At 61.3% G+C, this 17,963-nt stretch carries 13 protein-coding genes; 5 read left to right on the top strand and 8 right to left on the bottom strand.

The annotated features are described in order from the left end of the window. Positions 1 to 23 precede the first annotated feature (23 nt). The 4 genes from KCG87_RS25390 to KCG87_RS25375 all read left to right on the top strand — a co-directional run bounded on the left by KCG87_RS25390 (position 24) and on the right by KCG87_RS25375 (position 2,408). The gene (locus KCG87_RS25390) at positions 24 to 905 is read left to right on the top strand and encodes a LysR substrate-binding domain-containing protein (protein ID WP_135294910.1); all 882 of its coding nucleotides are present in this window, start codon (positions 24 to 26) and stop codon (positions 903 to 905) included. Positions 906 to 949: 44 nt separating this feature from the next. Then, positions 950 to 1,525 (top strand): NAD(P)H-dependent oxidoreductase, encoded by a 576-nt coding sequence (locus KCG87_RS25385; protein WP_096795292.1) that lies wholly within the window; start codon positions 950 to 952, stop codon positions 1,523 to 1,525. 47 nt (positions 1,526 to 1,572) lie between these two features. After that, complete coding sequence (locus KCG87_RS25380) at positions 1,573 to 1,944, top strand: MerR family transcriptional regulator (RefSeq protein ID WP_086793657.1); 372 nt, start codon at positions 1,573 to 1,575, stop codon at positions 1,942 to 1,944. A 113-nt stretch (positions 1,945 to 2,057) separates the two neighbouring features. Then, positions 2,058 to 2,408, top strand: a complete 351-nt coding sequence (locus KCG87_RS25375) for a cupin domain-containing protein (RefSeq protein WP_003221437.1) — start codon at positions 2,058 to 2,060, stop codon at positions 2,406 to 2,408. A gap of 248 nt (positions 2,409 to 2,656) precedes the next feature. Here KCG87_RS25375 and mmsB read toward each other — a convergent pair whose 3' ends face one another. Continuing rightward, positions 2,657 to 3,544 carry a 3-hydroxyisobutyrate dehydrogenase gene (gene mmsB, locus KCG87_RS25370; protein WP_098967092.1) on the bottom strand — a complete coding sequence of 296 codons (888 nt, stop codon included), beginning with the start codon at positions 3,542 to 3,544 and terminating at the stop codon, positions 2,657 to 2,659. A gap of 9 nt (positions 3,545 to 3,553) precedes the next feature. After that, positions 3,554 to 5,080, bottom strand: coding sequence for a CoA-acylating methylmalonate-semialdehyde dehydrogenase (locus KCG87_RS25365; RefSeq protein WP_007962100.1), 1,527 nt, complete (start codon positions 5,078 to 5,080; stop codon positions 3,554 to 3,556). Positions 5,081 to 5,230: 150 nt separating this feature from the next. Between KCG87_RS25365 and KCG87_RS25360 the strand changes: the two genes are divergently transcribed. Further along, the gene (locus tag KCG87_RS25360; RefSeq protein ID WP_098967090.1) at positions 5,231 to 6,178 is read left to right on the top strand and encodes a LysR family transcriptional regulator; all 948 of its coding nucleotides are present in this window, start codon (positions 5,231 to 5,233) and stop codon (positions 6,176 to 6,178) included. Here the strand turns inward: KCG87_RS25360 and KCG87_RS25355 are convergent. From KCG87_RS25355 to recC, 6 genes are all read right to left on the bottom strand, one after another. Next, a complete protein-coding gene (locus KCG87_RS25355) occupies positions 6,175 to 6,630 on the bottom strand; it encodes an OmpA family protein (protein ID WP_171061906.1) in 456 nt (151 codons plus the stop codon). The genes KCG87_RS25360 and KCG87_RS25355 overlap by 4 nt on opposite strands. Before the next feature lie 43 nt (positions 6,631 to 6,673). Then, the gene (locus KCG87_RS25350) at positions 6,674 to 7,942 is read right to left on the bottom strand and encodes a diguanylate cyclase (RefSeq protein ID WP_097090438.1); all 1,269 of its coding nucleotides are present in this window, start codon (positions 7,940 to 7,942) and stop codon (positions 6,674 to 6,676) included. Beyond that, a complete protein-coding gene (locus tag KCG87_RS25345) occupies positions 7,939 to 8,514 on the bottom strand; it encodes a YfiR family protein (RefSeq protein WP_027614152.1) in 576 nt (191 codons plus the stop codon). Before KCG87_RS25345 ends, KCG87_RS25350 begins: the two co-directional genes overlap by 4 nt. 120 nt (positions 8,515 to 8,634) lie before the next feature. After that, positions 8,635 to 10,734, bottom strand: a complete 2,100-nt coding sequence (gene recD, locus KCG87_RS25340) for an exodeoxyribonuclease V subunit alpha (protein WP_098967089.1) — start codon at positions 10,732 to 10,734, stop codon at positions 8,635 to 8,637. Next, positions 10,731 to 14,420, bottom strand: a complete 3,690-nt coding sequence (gene recB, locus KCG87_RS25335) for an exodeoxyribonuclease V subunit beta (protein WP_210559100.1) — start codon at positions 14,418 to 14,420, stop codon at positions 10,731 to 10,733. Before recB ends, recD begins: the two co-directional genes overlap by 4 nt. Further along, positions 14,417 to 17,869 carry an exodeoxyribonuclease V subunit gamma gene (recC, locus tag KCG87_RS25330; RefSeq protein ID WP_210559099.1) on the bottom strand — a complete coding sequence of 1,151 codons (3,453 nt, stop codon included), beginning with the start codon at positions 17,867 to 17,869 and terminating at the stop codon, positions 14,417 to 14,419. Before recC ends, recB begins: the two co-directional genes overlap by 4 nt. Positions 17,870 to 17,963: the final 94 nt, after the last annotated feature.

Below are 17,963 nucleotides of genomic sequence, written 5' to 3'. Positions count from 1 at the left end.
CCACAACAACCACAGGCGGCCCCATGCACTTCGACCTCACCGACCTGCGCCTCTACCTGCACATCCTCGACACCGGCAACATCACCGCCGGCGCCGCCCGCAGCCATCTTTCGCTCGCCGCCGCCAGTGCGCGCATTCGCGCCATGGAAGCCTCGCTGGGCACCGAGTTCCTGCATCGCGGCCGCCGTGGCGTGAGCCCGACGCCCGCTGGCAAGGCACTGGCCCACCACGCGCGCATCCTCCTGCAACAGGCCGAACGCATGCAGCAGGATCTGGCCGACTACGCGCAGGGCGTCAAAGGACAGGTGCGACTGTTGTGCAACACCACGGCGATCACCGAATACCTGCCGGAAGTGCTCGCGGACTTTTTGCGCGAGCATCCCAACCTCGACATCGATCTGCAGGAACTGCCCAGCGCCCGCATCATCCACGCCTTGCGCCAGGGCGCAGCCGATATCGGCATCGTCTCCGATGCAGTGGACACCTCCGATTTACAGACTCAGCCCTTTCGCGATGATCCGTTAGTGCTGATCGTGCCGCGGGAACATCCACTGGCCAACGCCGCCGAAGTCAGCTTCAGCGACGCCCTGCATCACGATTTTGTCGGCCTGAGCACCGACAGCGCGCTGGCGATCTACCTCGAAGAACAGGCGCTGCACAGCGGCTCGCGCATGCAGGTGCGGATCCGCGCCGACGGTTTCGAAGGGGTGCTGCGCATGGTCGCCCGAGGCGCCGGCCTCGCCATCGTGCCGCTGGCGGCCATTGAACGCGCGACGCCGCGCTCATTCAACAGCATCACCCTCAACGAGCCATGGGCGCGCCGCACGCTGATGCTCTGCGCCCGGGATTTCAGCGCCCTGCCCGGTTATGCCAAAGCCTTGCTGCAAGCCTTGACTCTCCCCTGAGGGGCAGACTTCATCCTTGGCGTTCAACGGCAAGGAGCATGACCATGGGCAAACGCATTCTGCTGATTCTCGGCCATCCCGGCGCGACGAGCTTCTGCGCCGCACTCGCCGAGCGCTATGCACAATCAGCGCTCGATGCCGGACACCAGGTGCGTCAGCTACGCCTGGGAGAGATGGCTTTTGACCCGGTGTTGCGCCAGGGGTATCAACAGGTTCAAGCGCTGGAAGAAGACTTGAGCCGCGCGCAATCCGACATCCTTTGGGCCGAACATCTGACGCTGGTCTACCCGATCTGGTGGGGCGGCATTCCAGCGCTGCTCAAAGGTTTTTTTGATCGGGTGTTGCTGCCGGGATTCGCTTTCAAATACCGAAAAGGCAAACCCTTTCCCGATCAGTTGCTCAAGGGGCGCACCGCGCATTTGCTGGTGACGATGGACACGCCACTCTGGTATTACCGCTGGATCTACCGGATGCCGGGACTGCATCAGGTGCGCAAGACCACCCTGCAGTTCTGTGGTATCAACCCCCTGCGCACGCTGACCTTCGGCCCGCTGCTTGAGTCCAGCGACCGGCAGCGCCAGCGCTGGCTGCAACAGGCGCACGCTATCGCCCGCCGCTAAGTCTGCCGATAATGCGCCGCACGGATTCACATTGAAAAAGGACTTTTATGTACATCGGCCAAGCCGCGCAACGTGCCGGCACCACCATCAAAAGCATTCGCCACTACGAGTCGATCGGTTTGCTGCCCACGCCCCGGCGCCAAGGTAAATATCGCCTCTACGACCAACAAAGCATCGAACTGCTGATCTTCATCAAATGCGCAAAAGAGATGGGCTTCAGGCTCCGGGAATTGCAGACGATTTTTGCCGCGCATCATGGCGAGGCCATGCCATGGGATCTGGCCCAACAGGCTATCGAGGCAAAAAAACGCGAGATCAACAGCAGCATCGCTGAGCTGACGCGGCAATACGCGCAACTGGAAGGTTTCGAAATCGACCTTGAACGGGCGCGGGTCGAATGCCCGCTGGAAAACCTTTGACGGTTTGCGCGTTTCTGAGCAGCTCGATGTCGAGCACAGACAACTGAGCGGCAACCGGGCGCTATAGGGTGCGAGTTGGTTTCTTTGCCATCCGCCCACTGCCCGGAGTTCTCATGACCGCGACCGCCCCCATCACCGTTCTGCGCGACACCCACCCGCTGCCGGTACTCGATGCCTGCAAATGGGAAAAACTCGAAGGTGACCCGCACACCGTCAACCTCAACGCTTACACCAGCGAAGACGGCAGCAAGATCATGGGCACCTGGATCTGCACCCCGGGCAAGTGGCGGGTCGATTATGTGAAGTGGGAGTACTGCCACTTCCAGGAAGGCTACTGCATCATCACCCCGGACGGCATGGCGCCAATCCACCTGCGAGCCGGCGACATCTTCGTGGTTGAACCGGGGATGAAAGGCACCTGGGAAGTGGTCGAGACCGTACGCAAATATTTCGTCTTCGCCTGATGCAAAAAAAGCCGGGAAACCACCCGACGTGATTTCCCGGCAACACCTACTGCATTCTGGCTGACGCCATGGTTGTGGCGCCTGTGAGATTTGTGGCGAGGGGATTTATCCCCGATGGGCGCAAAGCGCCCCCCCGCATTGTGTCAGTTGAAACGCAGGCTCAGTGGTTGCGACTGCTACACAGTCGATCGGGGATAAATCCCCTCACCACAAAGTCTCCGTTGCCACAAAAAGTATTGATGTCCAAGTTACTGTGGCTTGCGATAGCTGTTGATAATCGCCGAGAAGTCCTTGCCACCCTCCCCGCGCTGGCTCATCGCCTGATACAACTGCTGCGCCACCGCGCCGAGCACCACCGGTTGATGCGCCTGACGCGCTGCTTCGGTCGCCAGCCCCAGATCCTTGAGCATCAGTTCGGCACCAAACCCACCGGTATAACCGCGCGAGGCCGGCGCCGTTTCGACGATGCCCGGCCACGGGTTGTACATTTCCGAACTCCAGCAACGCCCGGTCGAGCTGTTGATGATCCCGGCCAGCACCGAGGTGTCGATCCCCAGTGCATCGCCCAGCGCCATGGCTTCGCTGACGCCGACCATCGAGATCGCCAGCAGCAGGTTGTTACAGATCTTGGCGATCTGCCCGGTGCCGACTTCGCCGCAATGCACGATGTTGCGGCCCATCTGCGCCAGCACCGGTTGCAGGGTGACGAACAGTTCCGGAGTGGCGCCGACCATGAAGGTCAGCGTGCCGGCGGTCGCGCCGCCAGTGCCGCCGGAGACCGGTGCATCAGCCATGGCCACGCCTTGTTTGGCAGCAGCGGCGGCCACATCGCGGGCGGTCTGCGGATCGATGGTGCTGCAATCCACCGCCGGCACACCTTTGCCGATACCGGCGAGCACACCGTCCTCACCGAGCCAGACGCTGCGCACATGCACCGCCGCCGGGAGCATGGTGATCACCAGCTCGGCGTCTTCGGCGGCCTCACGGGCCGAGGCGCGGATAGTGCCGCCCAGTTGCTCAAGCTCCGCCAGCACCGTCTTGTTCAGGTCGACCAGATTCAGTGAATGGCCGGCCTTGATCAGGTTGCGCGCCATCGGCGCGCCCATGTTGCCCAGACCGATAAATGCGATTTTCATGGCCAGTCCTCAGCGCAGGTTGATGGTGGTGTTCACGCCGTCGTTGACGCTGTCGTCATCGAACCAGCGCGCTGTAACCGTTTTGGTCTGGGTGTAGAACTGCACCACTTGCTTGCCGTACGGACCGAGGTCGCCGAGTTTCGAACCACGGGAACCGGTGAAGCTGAAGAACGGCACCGGCACTGGAATCGGGATGTTGATGCCGACCTGGCCGACGTCGATTTCCGTCTGGAATTTGCGCGCCGCCGCACCGCTCTGGGTGAACAGGCCCGTGCCGTTGCCGAACGGGTTGGCGTTGACCAGTGCGATGGCCTGATCGAGGGTGTCGACTTCCAGCACCACCAGCACCGGGCCGAAGATTTCCTGGGTATAGATCTGCATGTCAGTGGTCACGCCCGAGAACAGGGTCGGGCCGACGAAGTTGCCTTGTTCGTAGCCCGGCACCTTGATGTCGCGACCATCGAGTTCAAGCTTGGCGCCTTCCTTGATGCCGCTTTCGATCAGATCGAGAATCCGCGCCTTGGCTTTCTTCGAGATCACCGGGCCGACATCGGTGCCCGCCTCGCTGCCGGCGTTGACCTTGAGTTTCTGCGCCAGCGCTTTCAGATCCGGCAGCCATTGTTTCGCCGCACCAACCAGCACCACCACCGAGGTGGCCATGCAGCGTTGCCCTGCCGCACCGAAACCGGCGCCGACCAAGGCATTCAGCGCTTGCTCGCGGTTGGCGTCCGGCAGCACCACGGCATGGTTCTTCGCACCCATCATCGATTGCACGCGCTTGCCGTGCTTGCCGGCCAGGTCGTAAACGTGCGTACCGACGGCGGTCGAACCAACGAACGATACGGCTTTGATGTCCTTGTGGGTGCACAGGCCATCGACGACGTCCTTGCCACCGTGCACGACGTTGAGCACGCCCGCCGGAACGCCCGCCTCAATCGCCAGCTCCACCAGCAGCATGGTCGACAGCGGATCCTGTTCCGAAGGCTTCAGGACGAAAGTGTTGCCGCAGGCGATCGCCATCGGGAACATCCACAGCGGAATCATCGCCGGGAAGTTGAACGGGGTGATGCCGGCGCACACGCCGATTGGCTGGCGCAGGGTGTAGGTATCGACGCCGCCGGCCACGTTTTCGGCGAACTCGCCCATTTGCAGGGTGCCGATGGAACAGGCGTGTTCGACCACTTCCAGGCCACGGAAAATATCGCCCTCGGCGTCGGCAATAGTCTTGCCCTGCTCGGCGCTCAGCACTACGGCGATGCGCTTGGAGTGCTCGCGGATCAGTGCCTGCAGCTTGAGCATGATGCGCATCCGCGCGCCGATCGGGGTCAGTTTCCAGGTCTGGAACGCGCGGTGCGCGGCACTGATGGCGGCGTCGACTTCAGCGGCAGTGGCGAACGGAACCTTGGCCAGCACTTGCTGGGTCGCCGGGTTGACGATGTCGTGCCACTCGGTGGTCTGCGATTCGACCCACTCGCCGTCGATCAGCAACTTGACCTTCTGGACCGTGGTTTCGTTGGGCGTAAGCGATGCGTTCATGCTGGTCTCCGAAACTTGTTTTTATCGTAGGAGCCAAGGCGAAAGGGTTCGCCTTGAGATGAGGCGTGTGTCACGAATTGGTTGTCGGACTGTTTTTGGAGTATAGATGTGCAAACTTCTAATAAGAACGCACATATAAGCCCGTCCATCATGCAAAAAAACATCACCTCCTTGGGGTCGCTGAACTGGGACGACCTGAAGTTTTTCCTCGAAGTCGCCCGCACCCGCAAGGCCAGCACCGCGGCCAAACGGCTCGCCGTCGACTACACCACCGTGTCGCGGCGCATCAGTTCGCTGGAAGCGGCATTGGGTACGTTGCTGTTCGAAAAATCGCGCACCAGCGGTTTTGTCCTGACCACTGAAGGCCTGCGTTTGCTGGGCTATGCCGAGTCGATTGAAAGCACGTTGCACATGGCTTGCGAGCAGGTCTCGGGCTCTGGTGTGGCACTTTCCGGGCATGTACGCATGGGCTGCACCGAAGGTTTCGGCAGTTTTTTCATCACCCCGCAGCTGAGCCACTTCGTCGACGCCTACCCAGCGATCTCGGTGGACATCCTGCCGCTGCCGCACTTCATCAGCCTGTCCAAGCGCGAGGCCGATATCGTCATCGCTTTGGAACGCCCGGAGCACGGCCCGTACGTGTGCTGCAAACTCTGCGACTACCGCTTGCAGCTGTACGCAACCCAGGACTACCTCGACCAACACCCACCGATCCGCCGCCCGGCCGATTTGGGCAAGCATCAATTCATCAGTTATGTGGATGACCTGGCGTTCAGTTCGGAGCTGCTGTACCTGGCGAATGTGCTGCCCGGCGCCAGCGCAAACCTGCGCAGCACCAGCGTCATCGCGCAGTTCGTCGCGGCGCAGCAAGGGCGTTCACTGGCGATTCTGCCGTGCTTCCTCGCGGCGCAGGATCCGCGCCTGCTGCCGGTGCTGCCCGAAGAAATCGACATCACCCGACAGTTCTGGATGTACTGCCGGGAGGACTTGCGCAAGTTGAAGCGGATCACCCTGTTGTGGGATTACATCCGTGAGGTGACCGAGCGTAATCAGGGTCTGCTGATGGGGCAGACCCGCGAGATGCGGTTTGCCGATTAATCGGCGCTGACCACAATCGACACCCGGCGATTTTCGGTGCGTCCGGCGGCAGTGTCATTGGACGCCACCGGCTCGCTGCTGCCCAGTCCGCGCAGCTGAATGTTCTCTTCCTTCATGCCGACGGTGGTCAGCACTTTGGCCACGCTTTTGGCCCGACGCAGCGACAGTTGCTGGTTGTAGGTTTCCTTGCCCGAGGCATCGGTATGACCGTCGACCCGCACCCGCTCGATACCGACGCCGAGCAGTGCCTTGCCGATGCGCTCGACGATTTCGGTGCTCTGGTTGTTCAGGCTTTCGATATCGCTGCCAAACAGCACTTTGCCGGACAGGCCAAACTCCCAGCCCTCGTCGGTCGCTTCGAAGCCTTGTTGTTTGAGTACGGCGATCTGCGCCGGGGTCAGGCCTTTTTGCGGTGCGGTCTGGCACCCGGTCAGCGCCAGTACGGCGATCATCAGCAAGGCGGAAAACAGTCGAGCGGGAAATGTGAACACGGAATCAGCTCCTGGTTTGCAGATTGACGACCGGGCTCTCCGACCCGGCAGTGAATTGAGCGCCACGCGACAGGCGCTTGGCCTGATACATCGCGGCGTCGGCGGCGTTGAGCAAAGCACCTGGCGTGGCGCCATGATCGGGGAAAACCGCAATGCCGATACTGAGCGACGTCACCACACTGGTGTCGCCCGGCAGCGCGATGGGCATGTCCATGCTGGCGAGAATCTTGTCAGCAATGCGCTCGGCGTCCTCGATCTTGTGCAGCGGCGCGAGCAGTACGGCGAACTCGTCGCCGCCGAGCCGCGCCACCAGATCCTCTTCACGCAGTTGCGCGCGGATCCGATTGGCGACCGCCACCAGCACCGCGTCGCCAGCGGCGTGACCGAAGTTGTCATTGATGCCTTTGAAGCGGTCGCTGTCGAGAAACAGCACCGCCACCCGCTCATTGAGCTTGCCGGCGTTGCGCAAGGCGCGAATCAATCGCCCCTCGAAAAACGCCCGGTTGGGCAAACCGGTGAGGCTGTCGTGGCTGGCCTGATGGGCGAGGGTTTCGTTCTCGCTTTGCAGATGGGTCTGCCAGGATTCGAGTTCATCGAGCAGGGCATTGAAGTCGTTGCCGAGGTTGTCGAGCTCGGCGATCTGCGCCGGCGGTACCCGGCGATCCAGTGCTCGCTCGCTGCGGGCAGCGTGGGCCACCGCCGCGAGGCTGCGAAGCGGGCCGGTAATGCTGCGCAGCTGTCGGCGCGCCAGATACAGCGCGACCCAGGCACTGATTGCGGTGCAGAGAATGATCCCCGCCAGACCGCTGAGCAAGAAGCGCATCAGGCTACCGCCGTGACCGACCAGCAGGATGCGTCCGATTTCACGATCCTGATGCACGATCGGCAGGCTGATCGGCTTTTCCAGAATGGTCCGGGCAGCCTGCATTTCCAGTTGGGAAAACAGACCGTTTTCGGGCCGCTGCCAACGCGCCAGCAACTGCCCCTGTGTGTCGAACACCTGGGCATCCGCCACCTCTTCGGTGGACGCGATCAAGGCCAGCGCTTCGGTGGCGGCGTCCTTATCGTTGAACACCACCGCCGCTTCCACGGTGTAGCTGATCGAACGTGCAATCAGATGCAGGTTGTGATCGGCGTACACCCGCAGCGCGAGAACGCCCAGCAGGGTCAGCGACACGCTGGCCATCGTCACGGCCACCAGCGCGACAATCAAATGGCCGCGGCCGATGACCGAGCCCAGTGTCGGGCGGCTCCTGGAACGAAACAGCTTCATGGTGCCGCCGGTTTGCGGCGCGACAACTGCAGTACGCTCGGGTGGATGCGTACACCGCTGCGGGCGACGGAGTCGAGATTGACCTCGAAGGAAACCTGCTGATCGCCGACCCGCAGGCAGAACAGGCTGCCGACCGTGCACTGATCGCCCCCTTCGCTGATGCTCAGCACCGGATGGCCGATCAATGAGGTGAACAGCCGACTGCGTTCATCTGCGGTGAGTTTGCCGATGTACACCGCATCGCATTCGCTGACGATCGCCGGGTTGTCGGCCAGCAGTCGGCGCACAGCGACCGGACGACCGGTGGCTTGCGTAGTGCCTTTGACCAGGTCATCGGTGTATTCGGTGGGGCCGACGATGCACAGGCGCAATTGTGCGGGTTCCACCGGCCAGCGCGCGTAACTGAGGATGCCCAGCACAACCTGCGTCACCGACTGGGCGCGCTGCTCGGCCATGCCCACCGGCGTCTGTGCCTGCGCCATGGCGGCGCCGGTCAGCAAACAGAGCAGACCGACAAGCAATGCGTGCTTGCAGCGAACCACGCGCTCTGTCGCCCAGACAGCCACCTTCATGCAGGGATTCTCTTGGATCGTACCGAAATGATGCCGCAACGATAGCACAGCGGAGTAACACCAGCGAGACAGCAGCTGCTGACCAGTTGGTCAGTAATCGGCACCGAACATCAGGCTATTTCATTCCCGAACCTCGCCACCTTCCTCCAGTTCCAGCATCAATCCGCTCAGGCGCTTGACCTTGCGCTGCACCGCCTCTTCAAACACGCCAGCCCGGGGTTCGATCAAAGTGAACCAGTGTTTGGCCCGGGTAATACCGGTATAGATCAATTCCTTGGTCAACACCGGATTCAAGGCATCCGGCAGGATCAGCGCGGTGTGGGCGAACTCGGAGCCCTGGGATTTGTGCACCGTCATCGCGTACACCGTTTCCACATCGTTGAGCCGGCTCGGCAGCACGAAACGCACACCGCCCTGCCCGTCGTTACGCGGAAAGGCCACGCGCAGCACCGGTTTGCCGGCGTCCGGGCCTTCGCGCTCGGGCAACTTGAGGGCAATGCCAATATCGCCGTTCATCAGACCCAGACCGTAATCGTTGCGCGTCATCAGCACCGGCCGGCCTTCGTACCATTGCTGGTCATGCTCGATCAGGCGTGCCTTGACCAGCGTTTCGGTGATCCGCAGATTCAACCCTTCAACGCCCCAAGGCCCCTTGCGCACAGCACACAACAACTGGAAGGTGTCGAACGCCTGCAGCACTTCCCGCGCCCAGTTGATCCAGTCCGGATGCTCCAGCGGTCTTTCCGCTGGCGGGCGTTGTTGGCGCAGGATATTCAGATAGTGGCGATAACCCTTTGGACCTTCCCCATGACCGTCGAGCAGCAGCCGCTCGAACGTGTGATCGTGTTCGCCCTTGAGCGGCAGGGAAAACACGTCATCATAGTGACCGGCCGCCAGCAACTGGCGCGCCTCCTCCGGCAACTGCTGATTGACCCGCCGCGCCAGCTGACCGATGCCGCTGCCTTCACCGAAGCGTCGGGAATGGCGCAGCATCACCAGTTGCTGAGCCAAAGGATGCGAGCCGTCGTGGTCCTCGTGCAGGCCACTGTCCTGTAATGACTCACCACTGACCGACTCCAGCCACCGCCGGGTCTGCGGGTTGTACCAGCCTGCCTCGGCATCGCGGCACAGATCGCCGAGCACCGCCCCGGCCTCTACGGAGGCGAGTTGATCCTTGTCACCGAGCAACACCAGACGCGCATGCGCCGGCAACGCATCGAGCAGGTTAGCCATCATTTCCAGGTCGATCATGGAAGCTTCATCGACCACCAGCACGTCCAGCGGCAAGCGGTTGCCGGCATGGTGGCGGAAGTGTCGGGTGCCGGGCCGGCTGCCCAACAAACGATGGACAGTGGTCACGTCGCAGGGGATCTTCTCGCGCACGTCTTCGGTGACTTGCAGCGACTGCACTTGCTGGCTGATGGACTCGGTCAACCTCGCAGCAGCCTTGCCCGTGGGCGCCGCCAGACGAATGCGCAACGGCTGACCGGCTTCCACCGCCGGCGCCTGAAGCAGCGCGAGCAGACGCACCACCGTGGTGGTTTTGCCAGTTCCCGGGCCGCCCGTGATGATGCTGAAGGCTCCCCGAGTGGCAAGCGCGCAGGCGAGTTTCTGCCAGTCGATCACTGCTCCGGGCCTGGCGGGGCCGAACAATTCATCGAGACGCTGGGGCAAGTCATCCGGCGGCGTTTCGCCTTGGGCCAGACGTGTGCGTAACGCCGCATCGATACGCCGCTCATAGGCCCAGTAGCGCCGCAGGTACAGACGCTTGCCGGACAGCACCAACGGTCGCTGATGCGCCGCTTCGCTATTGTCCGCAGCCAGTGCAACCAGAGCGCTGCTCGCCAGCACCTTGCACCAATGGGCGCCATCCAGCGTTTCAAGCAGCTGCGACGGCAGGAGCAAGACATCACTTTGCTCATCGCCTTCAGGAGGTAAAGACAGGGCGAAATCCGGGGCCTTGAGGGTTTCGAACAGGTCGAGGCAGACATGTCCGTGACCCAGTTGATGGCTGGTCAGTGCGGCAGCGAGCAACACCAGTGGATCGGACTGGGGTGCGAGTTCGTACAGAAAACTGATAAAGGCCTTGTCCAGCGAACGAAGCCAGCCTCGCTCGACCCAGCGACCAAGCAAGATCAGCAGATCCGAGGCACTGGTCAGTGGCGCCAGGCTCGACGGGTTGTCGATAGCCGATGACAGATCGGCGAAGGTACGGCTCATAGCAGGACTCCCTGTTCCCATGCGGGTTCGGCCTTGGGTTCCGGCTTACCCTGGAAAAGACGATCCAGGCGCTCGATCAGTTCGCGCGGCGGCCGCGCAAAATACACCCCGCGACTGTCTGCCCGGGTCCCGCGCAGAAACACATACAACGCACCACCGACATGCCGATCGTAATCGTAGTCAGGCAACCGCGCCTTCAGTTGTCGATGCAACGCCAGCAGATACAACACGTATTGCAGGTCATAACGGTTGTCGAGAATCGAGCGCTCCATGGCTTGCTCGGTATAGGCCGCATCGTCGACACCCAGCCAGTTGGATTTGTAGTCGGCCACGTAGTAGCGCCCTTCATGTTCGAAGGTCAGGTCGATGAAGCCTTTGAACATGCCGTTGAGCTGTACTGGCTCGGCGGCTACTCGTGCCACACCGTTGTGGGTGTACTGGCGCACCCACTCATCGAGTTTGAGAACATCGACCTTGTGGCTGGCGAACCAGAACTCCATCTCGACGCGGTACTGTTTCAGTTGCTCGAGAACCACCGGAGGCTGTCCGCCACCTGCTGGCAGCGACGACTTGAGCAAGTGTTGCAGCCAGTCACTCAGGGTGGTGATCCACCCCTCCCAACCACGCAGGTTGCAGCGCCGGCCAATCGCATCCTTGAGCGTTTCAAAAGGAACGGCAAAACCTTCGTCTCCGGCCCATTCGAGCAGACCATGAAGAAAGGTTCCCGGATTCGGACCGCGAGGAAAACGATGAATATCGGCGCCACCGGCGACGATCTCGCGTGGCGCATCCGGGTTGAGACGCTCATCATCAAACAGCTTTTGCGCTTGTGGACTGTCCGGCGCCTCATCGCTGCCCAGGCTCAATACGTCACTGATGCGCAAAGCACTGTAAGAGGCAATCCACCAGTTTTCGCTGGCCTTGCGCTTGGGCACCAATGTAGCGCTGAGGATCGCTTCGTTACGCTCGGGCCGGTAGATCTCCTGAGTGGCTTGAGGCAACTCCCCCAAGCTGATGGCCGTGCAGTTCTGCTGCAAATCCTGCAGCCAGCGGCTCAGACCGGTTGACTCATCCAGCCTTGCGCCGCCACCCAGCAGATAGCCAAGCGCCGAAAGATGAAGCACCGAACCGTTGTTATTACCGCGTTTGAGGTCCGTGACACCCAGCCAGCAGGCATGTTGCGCGCGAGTCAGGGCGACGTAGAGCAGACGCAGGTCCTCGGCCAGACGCTCGTCATCCGCCAGGGCGATCAATTCGGCGGTCGGCTTCAGTGTCACCTGGGCTTCGCCGGAGGCATCGTGGTAATGCAGCGGCAAGCGACTGCCATCCACCGGTTTTGCCGAGCAGATGAACGGCAGGAACACCAGTGGATACTCAAGCCCCTTGGACTTGTGAATGGTCACGACCTTGACCAGTTGCTCGTCACTCTCCAGACGCAATATCTGCTCTTCGCCGGCCTGACCGGACAACGCCAGAAGCTCGGCCAGATGACGAATCAGCGCTTGCTCGCCATCAAGCTCAGCGGCAGCCTGCTGCATCAGTTCCGACAAGTGCAAAAGGTTGGTCAGTACCCGCTCGCCATCACTGCGTGCGATCAGGGTCTGCGGCAGGTGAAAGTCGTGCAGCAGGCGCCGTAACATCGGCAACACACCTTGCTTGCGCCACAGTTCGCGATAGCCACGAAACTGCATGACCCGGGCTTCCCAGACCAACTCGTCCTGATTCAATCGTTCCAGTTCAGCCAACGGCAGATTGAGGGTGATGCAGGCCAGCGCAGCCTTCAGAGAGCGCTCGACATCCGGCTCCGCGCAGGCCTTGAGCCAGGAGAACAGGTCATGCGCTTCCTGGGCGGCGAACACCGAGTCCTTGTCCGACAGGTAAACGCTGCGCACGCCACGGGCCGCGAGTTCTGCGCGTACGGCTTGGGCCTCTTTGCCGTCGCGTACCAGAATCGCAATGTCAGAGGGTCGCAAGCCTATGAAGTCTTCTCCGTCGCGGACAAATCCCGCCGCACCGGTTTGCCCGCCATTGAGCAACGCGGTGATTTCGCTGGCACAGGCCGCCGCCAATTGCTGGCGATAGACCGCGCCTGACAGCGGCTGCTCCGTCGACAGGTGCCAGACATTCAGTGCCGCGACATCGTGCCCCGCAATCTGCAGCCGCTCTTTACGCCCCTGAGACTCAACAGGCTGGAACGGCACCGGGTTTTCCCCGGTTTTTTCCCGAAACAAAAACGCGCCGCGTCCCTGCTCGCGGGACTCGGCGCGTTCGAATACGTGATTGACCGCGTTGACCATGCCATGGCTGGAGCGGAAGTTGGTGCCCAGCGTATGCAGGCGGCCGGCAGTGGCCTGACGCGCACGCAGGTAGGTGTAGATATCGGCGCCACGGAACGCGTAGATCGCCTGCTTGGGGTCACCGATCAGGAACAGACCGGTATCCGGACTGTTGTCCTCGATGCGGTAGATGCTCTCGAAAATCCGGTATTGCACCGGGTCGGTGTCCTGAAACTCATCGATCAGAGCAACCGGAAACTGCTCGCGGATCACCGCAGCAAGGCGCTCGCCGCTGTCGGATTGCAACGCCGCATCGAGGCGCAACAGCATGTCGTCGAACCCCATTTCCGCACGACGACGCTTCTCTTCCTCAAAACGCGCGCCCACCCATCTCGCCGCATGTTGCAATACGGCGGCATCGGGGGTGGGAAGCGCGTCGAGGCTCGACTTGAGCCCCGGCATCGCGTCGAGACCCGGATGACTCGGTGCCTGGCCCTTCCAGGCTTCGGCCATTCCGTCAGGGGTCAATCGGGTGAAACCGGTGCCGATGTCCAGTTGTTCCATAGCCTCGTCTTCGGCCCACGCCTTGAGTTTCTCGAACCAGGGCTCGAAGTAGCGCGCCTGCATCTTGCGTCCGTCGACGGCTTTGCTCGCAACGCCTTCGTGACAGATCACCAGCAGCTCATCGGCCCACTGACGCCACGGCATCTTCAGCTCGAGCAACGCGGCACGCCGTTCTTGCAGACACTCGTCGATCAGCTCTGCGGGGACCTTGCCGTCATCACTGTCGCGCTCACTGCCAAACAGGCCGCGCACTCGTGGCAACAACGCTGCCGGCCCACCCCAGTTAGCGCGAACCCAGTTCAGCGCGTCGCCCTGCATCGGGTAACAGAACAGTCGCCAGTAATCGCGCAGTACTTCACCGAGCAGATCGCTGTGATCGGTTTCCAGGGACTGGGTAAACAGGCTGCCGCTGTCGAACGCGTGTTCGCGCAGCATGCGCTGGCACCAACTGTGGATGGTGGAGACGGCCGCTTCATCCATCCATTGCGCGGCGATGTCCAGGCGATTGGCGCAACCGGGCCATTGTGCCGGGTCAAACTGCTCGCGCAGCTCGGCAATCAAGCCATCCGGCGCCGGGGTTTCTTCACGGAAAAACCGCGCAGCCTCGGCCAGCCGCGTACGGATTCTTTCACGCAGCTCCTTGGTGGCGGCATCGGTGAAGGTCACCACAAGAATCTGCGGGGGCAGCAATTCACGGCCGAAGCCGCTCGATTCGCCGCCGTGGCCAAGGATCAGCCGCAGATAGAGAGCAGAAATGGTAAAGGTCTTGCCGGTACCCGCACTGGCTTCGATGAGTTGACTGCCGTGCAGCGGGAAGGCCAGAGCCAGCGGTGTTTTGGTACTCATGCGCGTGCCCCTTCGCTGGCCAACGAGCGCCATGGCGCTTCCAACAGGGGGCGATACAACGCGTCGCACCAACCGGAGAATGTTTCGTCGGCACTCAATGCGTCAAAGTCAGCGAATTGGCGTGACAGCGCAGGGCTTTCACGGCGCTCACCGTCACTGGTCTGGCCGTCGCCTTCGTAGGCTTTTCTGGCAGCCGCCTCAGCCTTGAGCGGATCAGTCTGCGCAAGCCAGGCGAAGGCCGTCTTGACCGCGATCGGCAGCGGCTGGCGCATGCCGACCTGCCAGGCGAGCAGCAGATCACCCAGAAAACGAACCGCTCGGTCCTTCTCCGTCGGCTCAAGCAGCAGCGTATCGTCACTCGCCACCAGTGCCGTGGTCAGGATAAGTCCGCTGGCGCAGGCCACCAGGTGATTGACCCACGGCTTGATCAACCGATGCCATTTCCGACTTTTGATCGAGCCGATGCTGTTGGGAATGGTCGTGACCGACAACACGCCACCGTCAGCGCGTTGATGCAAACCGGCGAGCCAGCCTTCAACACGCACGCCCTGCAACTCAAGACTGACCGGGAGCGCGCTGGTCAATGGTGTCGGCCATAACGCCAGAAGGTGTTGGTAACGTTGCAGCAAGTCAGGTAACGGCTCGATCAACTCTCGTTGCAGGCATTCGCCGAAGCCGGCCATGGGCAGCAATCCGCTGTTTTGCAAACGCCGCGCCTGATCTTCGAGTGCCCGATTGATATTGTCCGGCTGCCGGAGTGCGGCTTCGAGCAGGCTGTCGCTCAGTGTGTAGCGTTGCAATGCGTCCAGCACGAACGGTTCTTCGTCAGCCAGGGGCGCCTCGGCGGCCTCGAAGTACACTTTGAGGCGCTGCGTGAAAAAGTGCCGGACCGGGTTACGCAAGAAATCCTGCAGCAGAGCCAGACTCAGCGGCTCCTCCTGAACATGGGGCGCGAGTAGCTCCATCTCATGTTGTGGCGCATGCACCTGGTGCAAGACCTGCCATTCACGGGCATAACTGAATAGTTGATCGCCTTCATGGAAATAGCGCGAACTGAACGGTTGCAGGGGGTGCTCCTCGGTCATGGAGGTCAACAGATCCTGATGCTCATCGAGCGACCGCCAGCCACTGGCGAGGTGATCGCGCAACTGCCCGATCAGCACTGAAGCAGGCCGTTCACTGTTGTCGCGAATGCTGCGTCCGACCCAACTGATGTAGAGCTGATCGCGCGCAGACAGGAGCGCCTCGAGCAACAGATAGCGATCGTCTTCACGCCGGGAACGGTCCCCTGGCCGGTAGTCACTGCCCATGAGGTCGAAGTCCAGCGGGGGTTGCGCCCGGGGATAATCGCCATCGTTCATCCCCAGCAAACAGACAAGCTTGAACGGGATCGCCCGCATGGGCATCAGCGTGCAAAAGTTTACTGCGCCGGCGAGAAAACGCTGGGACAGACGCCCCTGATCCAGCCCCGCGAGCCAGGCTTCACGAACCACCGTCAGCGGCAATTCATCGACCAATCCAACGGATTCACAGGTCTGCAGCCAGGTTTCGCGCAACTCCTCAAGTTGCGTGAGCAGATAATCGTCGTGCTCGTTACTGGCCTTGAAAAACAGCTGCATCAGGATTTGCAGGCGCTGGCCCCACACCTTGGGCTGAGCGACTTGAGTGAGTTCGTGATGGGCCAGTTCCAATGCATCGAGCAGGGCAACCAACGGACCGATCAACGCAGCATCCAGACCACCGATTTCATCGTAGGGTTCGATACCGGCACAGGCGCTGGAGCTGCCAACTGCGTACCCCAACAACATCCGCCGCAAACCGAAATGCCAGCTGTTCTGTTCAAGCTCATCCGGCAAGCCCAGGCCGGCACGTTGCCCGGCGTTCATTCCCCAGCGCACGCCTGCTCCTTCGATCCAGCGATGCAGAGTAGGCAAATCACGCTCTTGTACGCCAAATCGGGCGCGCAACGCAGGGACGTCGAGCAGATCGAGGATCTCGCTCACCGGGAAACGACTATCGGGCAGCTTCAGCAGGTGCTCGACAGCAATCAGCAACGGATCGCGGCCCCGCTGGCCCTGGTCGGCCAAGGTAAATGGAATGAAGCGTGGATCATGTCGATCCAGTTGTCCGAACACCGCCCGGATATGCGGCGCATAGCTGTCGATGTCCGGCACCATCACAATTACATCTCGTGGGCGCAGATCTGGATTGGCGCTGAAGCGTGCGAGTAACTGATCGTGAAGGATTTCCACTTCGCGCTGGGCACTGTGGGCTATGTGGAAGCGGATCGACCCATCCTGCGTCAAGTCAACGGCAGGCCAGCGCTCACGCGTTTCATTGAGTGGCCGCAACTCGAGGATGTCGTCCTGAAGTTGGTTGAGCATGTTATGTGGCTGATTTTCGCTGAACAGATCAATGCGCCCGTCACGAAACGCCGCGCGATAGCTGTTGGGGTCATCGTAACTGTCGAGCAGGTTGATATAGTCGCGGCCTTGCTTGCCCCAGGCGGCGAGCAGCGGATGAGCATGTTGGTGCAACGTTTCAGGATCGAGTACGACCGGCATGCCGTTCTTGCGGCTCTGACGCTTGTATTGATGACGCAGCAGATCCTTGTCGGCGACGATATCGGCCCAGTGGTGTCGGCAAGGGTTGTGTACACACAACAGCACCTGACTGAAACGTGCGAGTCCGGCCAACGCTTCAAGCACCTGGGCGGGCAACGAGGATATACCGAACACGATCACCCGCGAGGGTAGTCCTGCTGGTGCATGTTCGAGGGAATTTATGCACTCGATAAATCGTTGATGAACACCGGCGCGGCTCTGGGCCATGCCTTGCTCACCGACATCTTCCAAAAGAGCACGCCACAGCTCAGCCTGCCAGCAACTGACTGGAGGCAGTGGCTTTATCTCGCCTCGAACATTACGTAACTGATGCCGGCCCTCGGCCCAATCTTCGAGCCAGTCGGCCCGATACACCTGATATTGGTCAAACAGGTCTGCCAGGCGCTCGGACAACTGGTAGCGCTTGCGCAAGTCGGTGTCATGGGTGAGGAAGCGTTGTAGCGGTTCGAAATGGGGGCGATCAATCACTTGCGGCAACAGGCGCATCAGCCGCCAGGTCAGGGGAGCCTTGTCGAGCAGGGATGTGGCGGGGATTTCGTCTCGGCCCAACACCATACGGTAGAGCTGCCACATGAAACTGCCTGGAAGCTGCACATCGATGGCAGCGGCTATTCCGCAACCACCGAGATCGTCCTCTTCAGGATCTTCTGCCAATGCCAGCTTGAGCCATTGGGCGATACCGTTGCTTTGGACCAGAGCGATTTCGTTCTCCAAGGGAGCCAATGGGTAGCGCCGCATGATGCTGACCACCAGGCTGCGCAGCTCGTCCAGGCTATTGCTCTGAACCACCATGAATGCAGCGTTGAGGGACGAGGCGTCCGGCATAAAAGCTTCCTTGGAAAAGTACAAAAGCCAAGGCAGAACCTTAGCACTGTCGGCAGGCTGTGACAGCCGGAAGGGCCTACCGCATGCTGTAGGA

It is taken from the genome of Pseudomonas sp. MWU347, from assembly GCF_017947305.1.
Taxonomy (GTDB): Bacteria; Pseudomonadota; Gammaproteobacteria; order Pseudomonadales; family Pseudomonadaceae; genus Aquipseudomonas; species Aquipseudomonas putida_A.
This window is presented reverse-complemented; position numbering and strand designations above follow the sequence as displayed.

What these genes read in the sequence shown, in the direction of transcription:
- KCG87_RS25390 (WP_135294910.1), top strand. Translation starts at nt 24, where the DNA reads ATGCACTTCGACCTCACCGACCTGCGCCTCTACCTGCACATCCTCGAC.
- KCG87_RS25385 (WP_096795292.1), top strand. Translation starts at nt 950, where the DNA reads ATGGGCAAACGCATTCTGCTGATTCTCGGCCATCCCGGCGCGACGAGC.
- KCG87_RS25380 (WP_086793657.1), top strand. Translation starts at nt 1,573, where the DNA reads ATGTACATCGGCCAAGCCGCGCAACGTGCCGGCACCACCATCAAAAGC.
- KCG87_RS25375 (WP_003221437.1), top strand. Translation starts at nt 2,058, where the DNA reads ATGACCGCGACCGCCCCCATCACCGTTCTGCGCGACACCCACCCGCTG.
- mmsB (WP_098967092.1), bottom strand. Translation starts at nt 3,544, where the DNA reads ATGAAAATCGCATTTATCGGTCTGGGCAACATGGGCGCGCCGATGGCG.
- KCG87_RS25365 (WP_007962100.1), bottom strand. Translation starts at nt 5,080, where the DNA reads ATGAACGCATCGCTTACGCCCAACGAAACCACGGTCCAGAAGGTCAAG.
- KCG87_RS25360 (WP_098967090.1), top strand. Translation starts at nt 5,231, where the DNA reads ATGCAAAAAAACATCACCTCCTTGGGGTCGCTGAACTGGGACGACCTG.
- KCG87_RS25355 (WP_171061906.1), bottom strand. Translation starts at nt 6,630, where the DNA reads ATGATCGCCGTACTGGCGCTGACCGGGTGCCAGACCGCACCGCAAAAA.
- KCG87_RS25350 (WP_097090438.1), bottom strand. Translation starts at nt 7,942, where the DNA reads ATGAAGCTGTTTCGTTCCAGGAGCCGCCCGACACTGGGCTCGGTCATC.
- KCG87_RS25345 (WP_027614152.1), bottom strand. Translation starts at nt 8,514, where the DNA reads ATGAAGGTGGCTGTCTGGGCGACAGAGCGCGTGGTTCGCTGCAAGCAC.
- recD (WP_098967089.1), bottom strand. Translation starts at nt 10,734, where the DNA reads ATGAGCCGTACCTTCGCCGATCTGTCATCGGCTATCGACAACCCGTCG.
- recB (WP_210559100.1), bottom strand. Translation starts at nt 14,420, where the DNA reads ATGAGTACCAAAACACCGCTGGCTCTGGCCTTCCCGCTGCACGGCAGT.
- recC (WP_210559099.1), bottom strand. Translation starts at nt 17,869, where the DNA reads ATGCCGGACGCCTCGTCCCTCAACGCTGCATTCATGGTGGTTCAGAGC.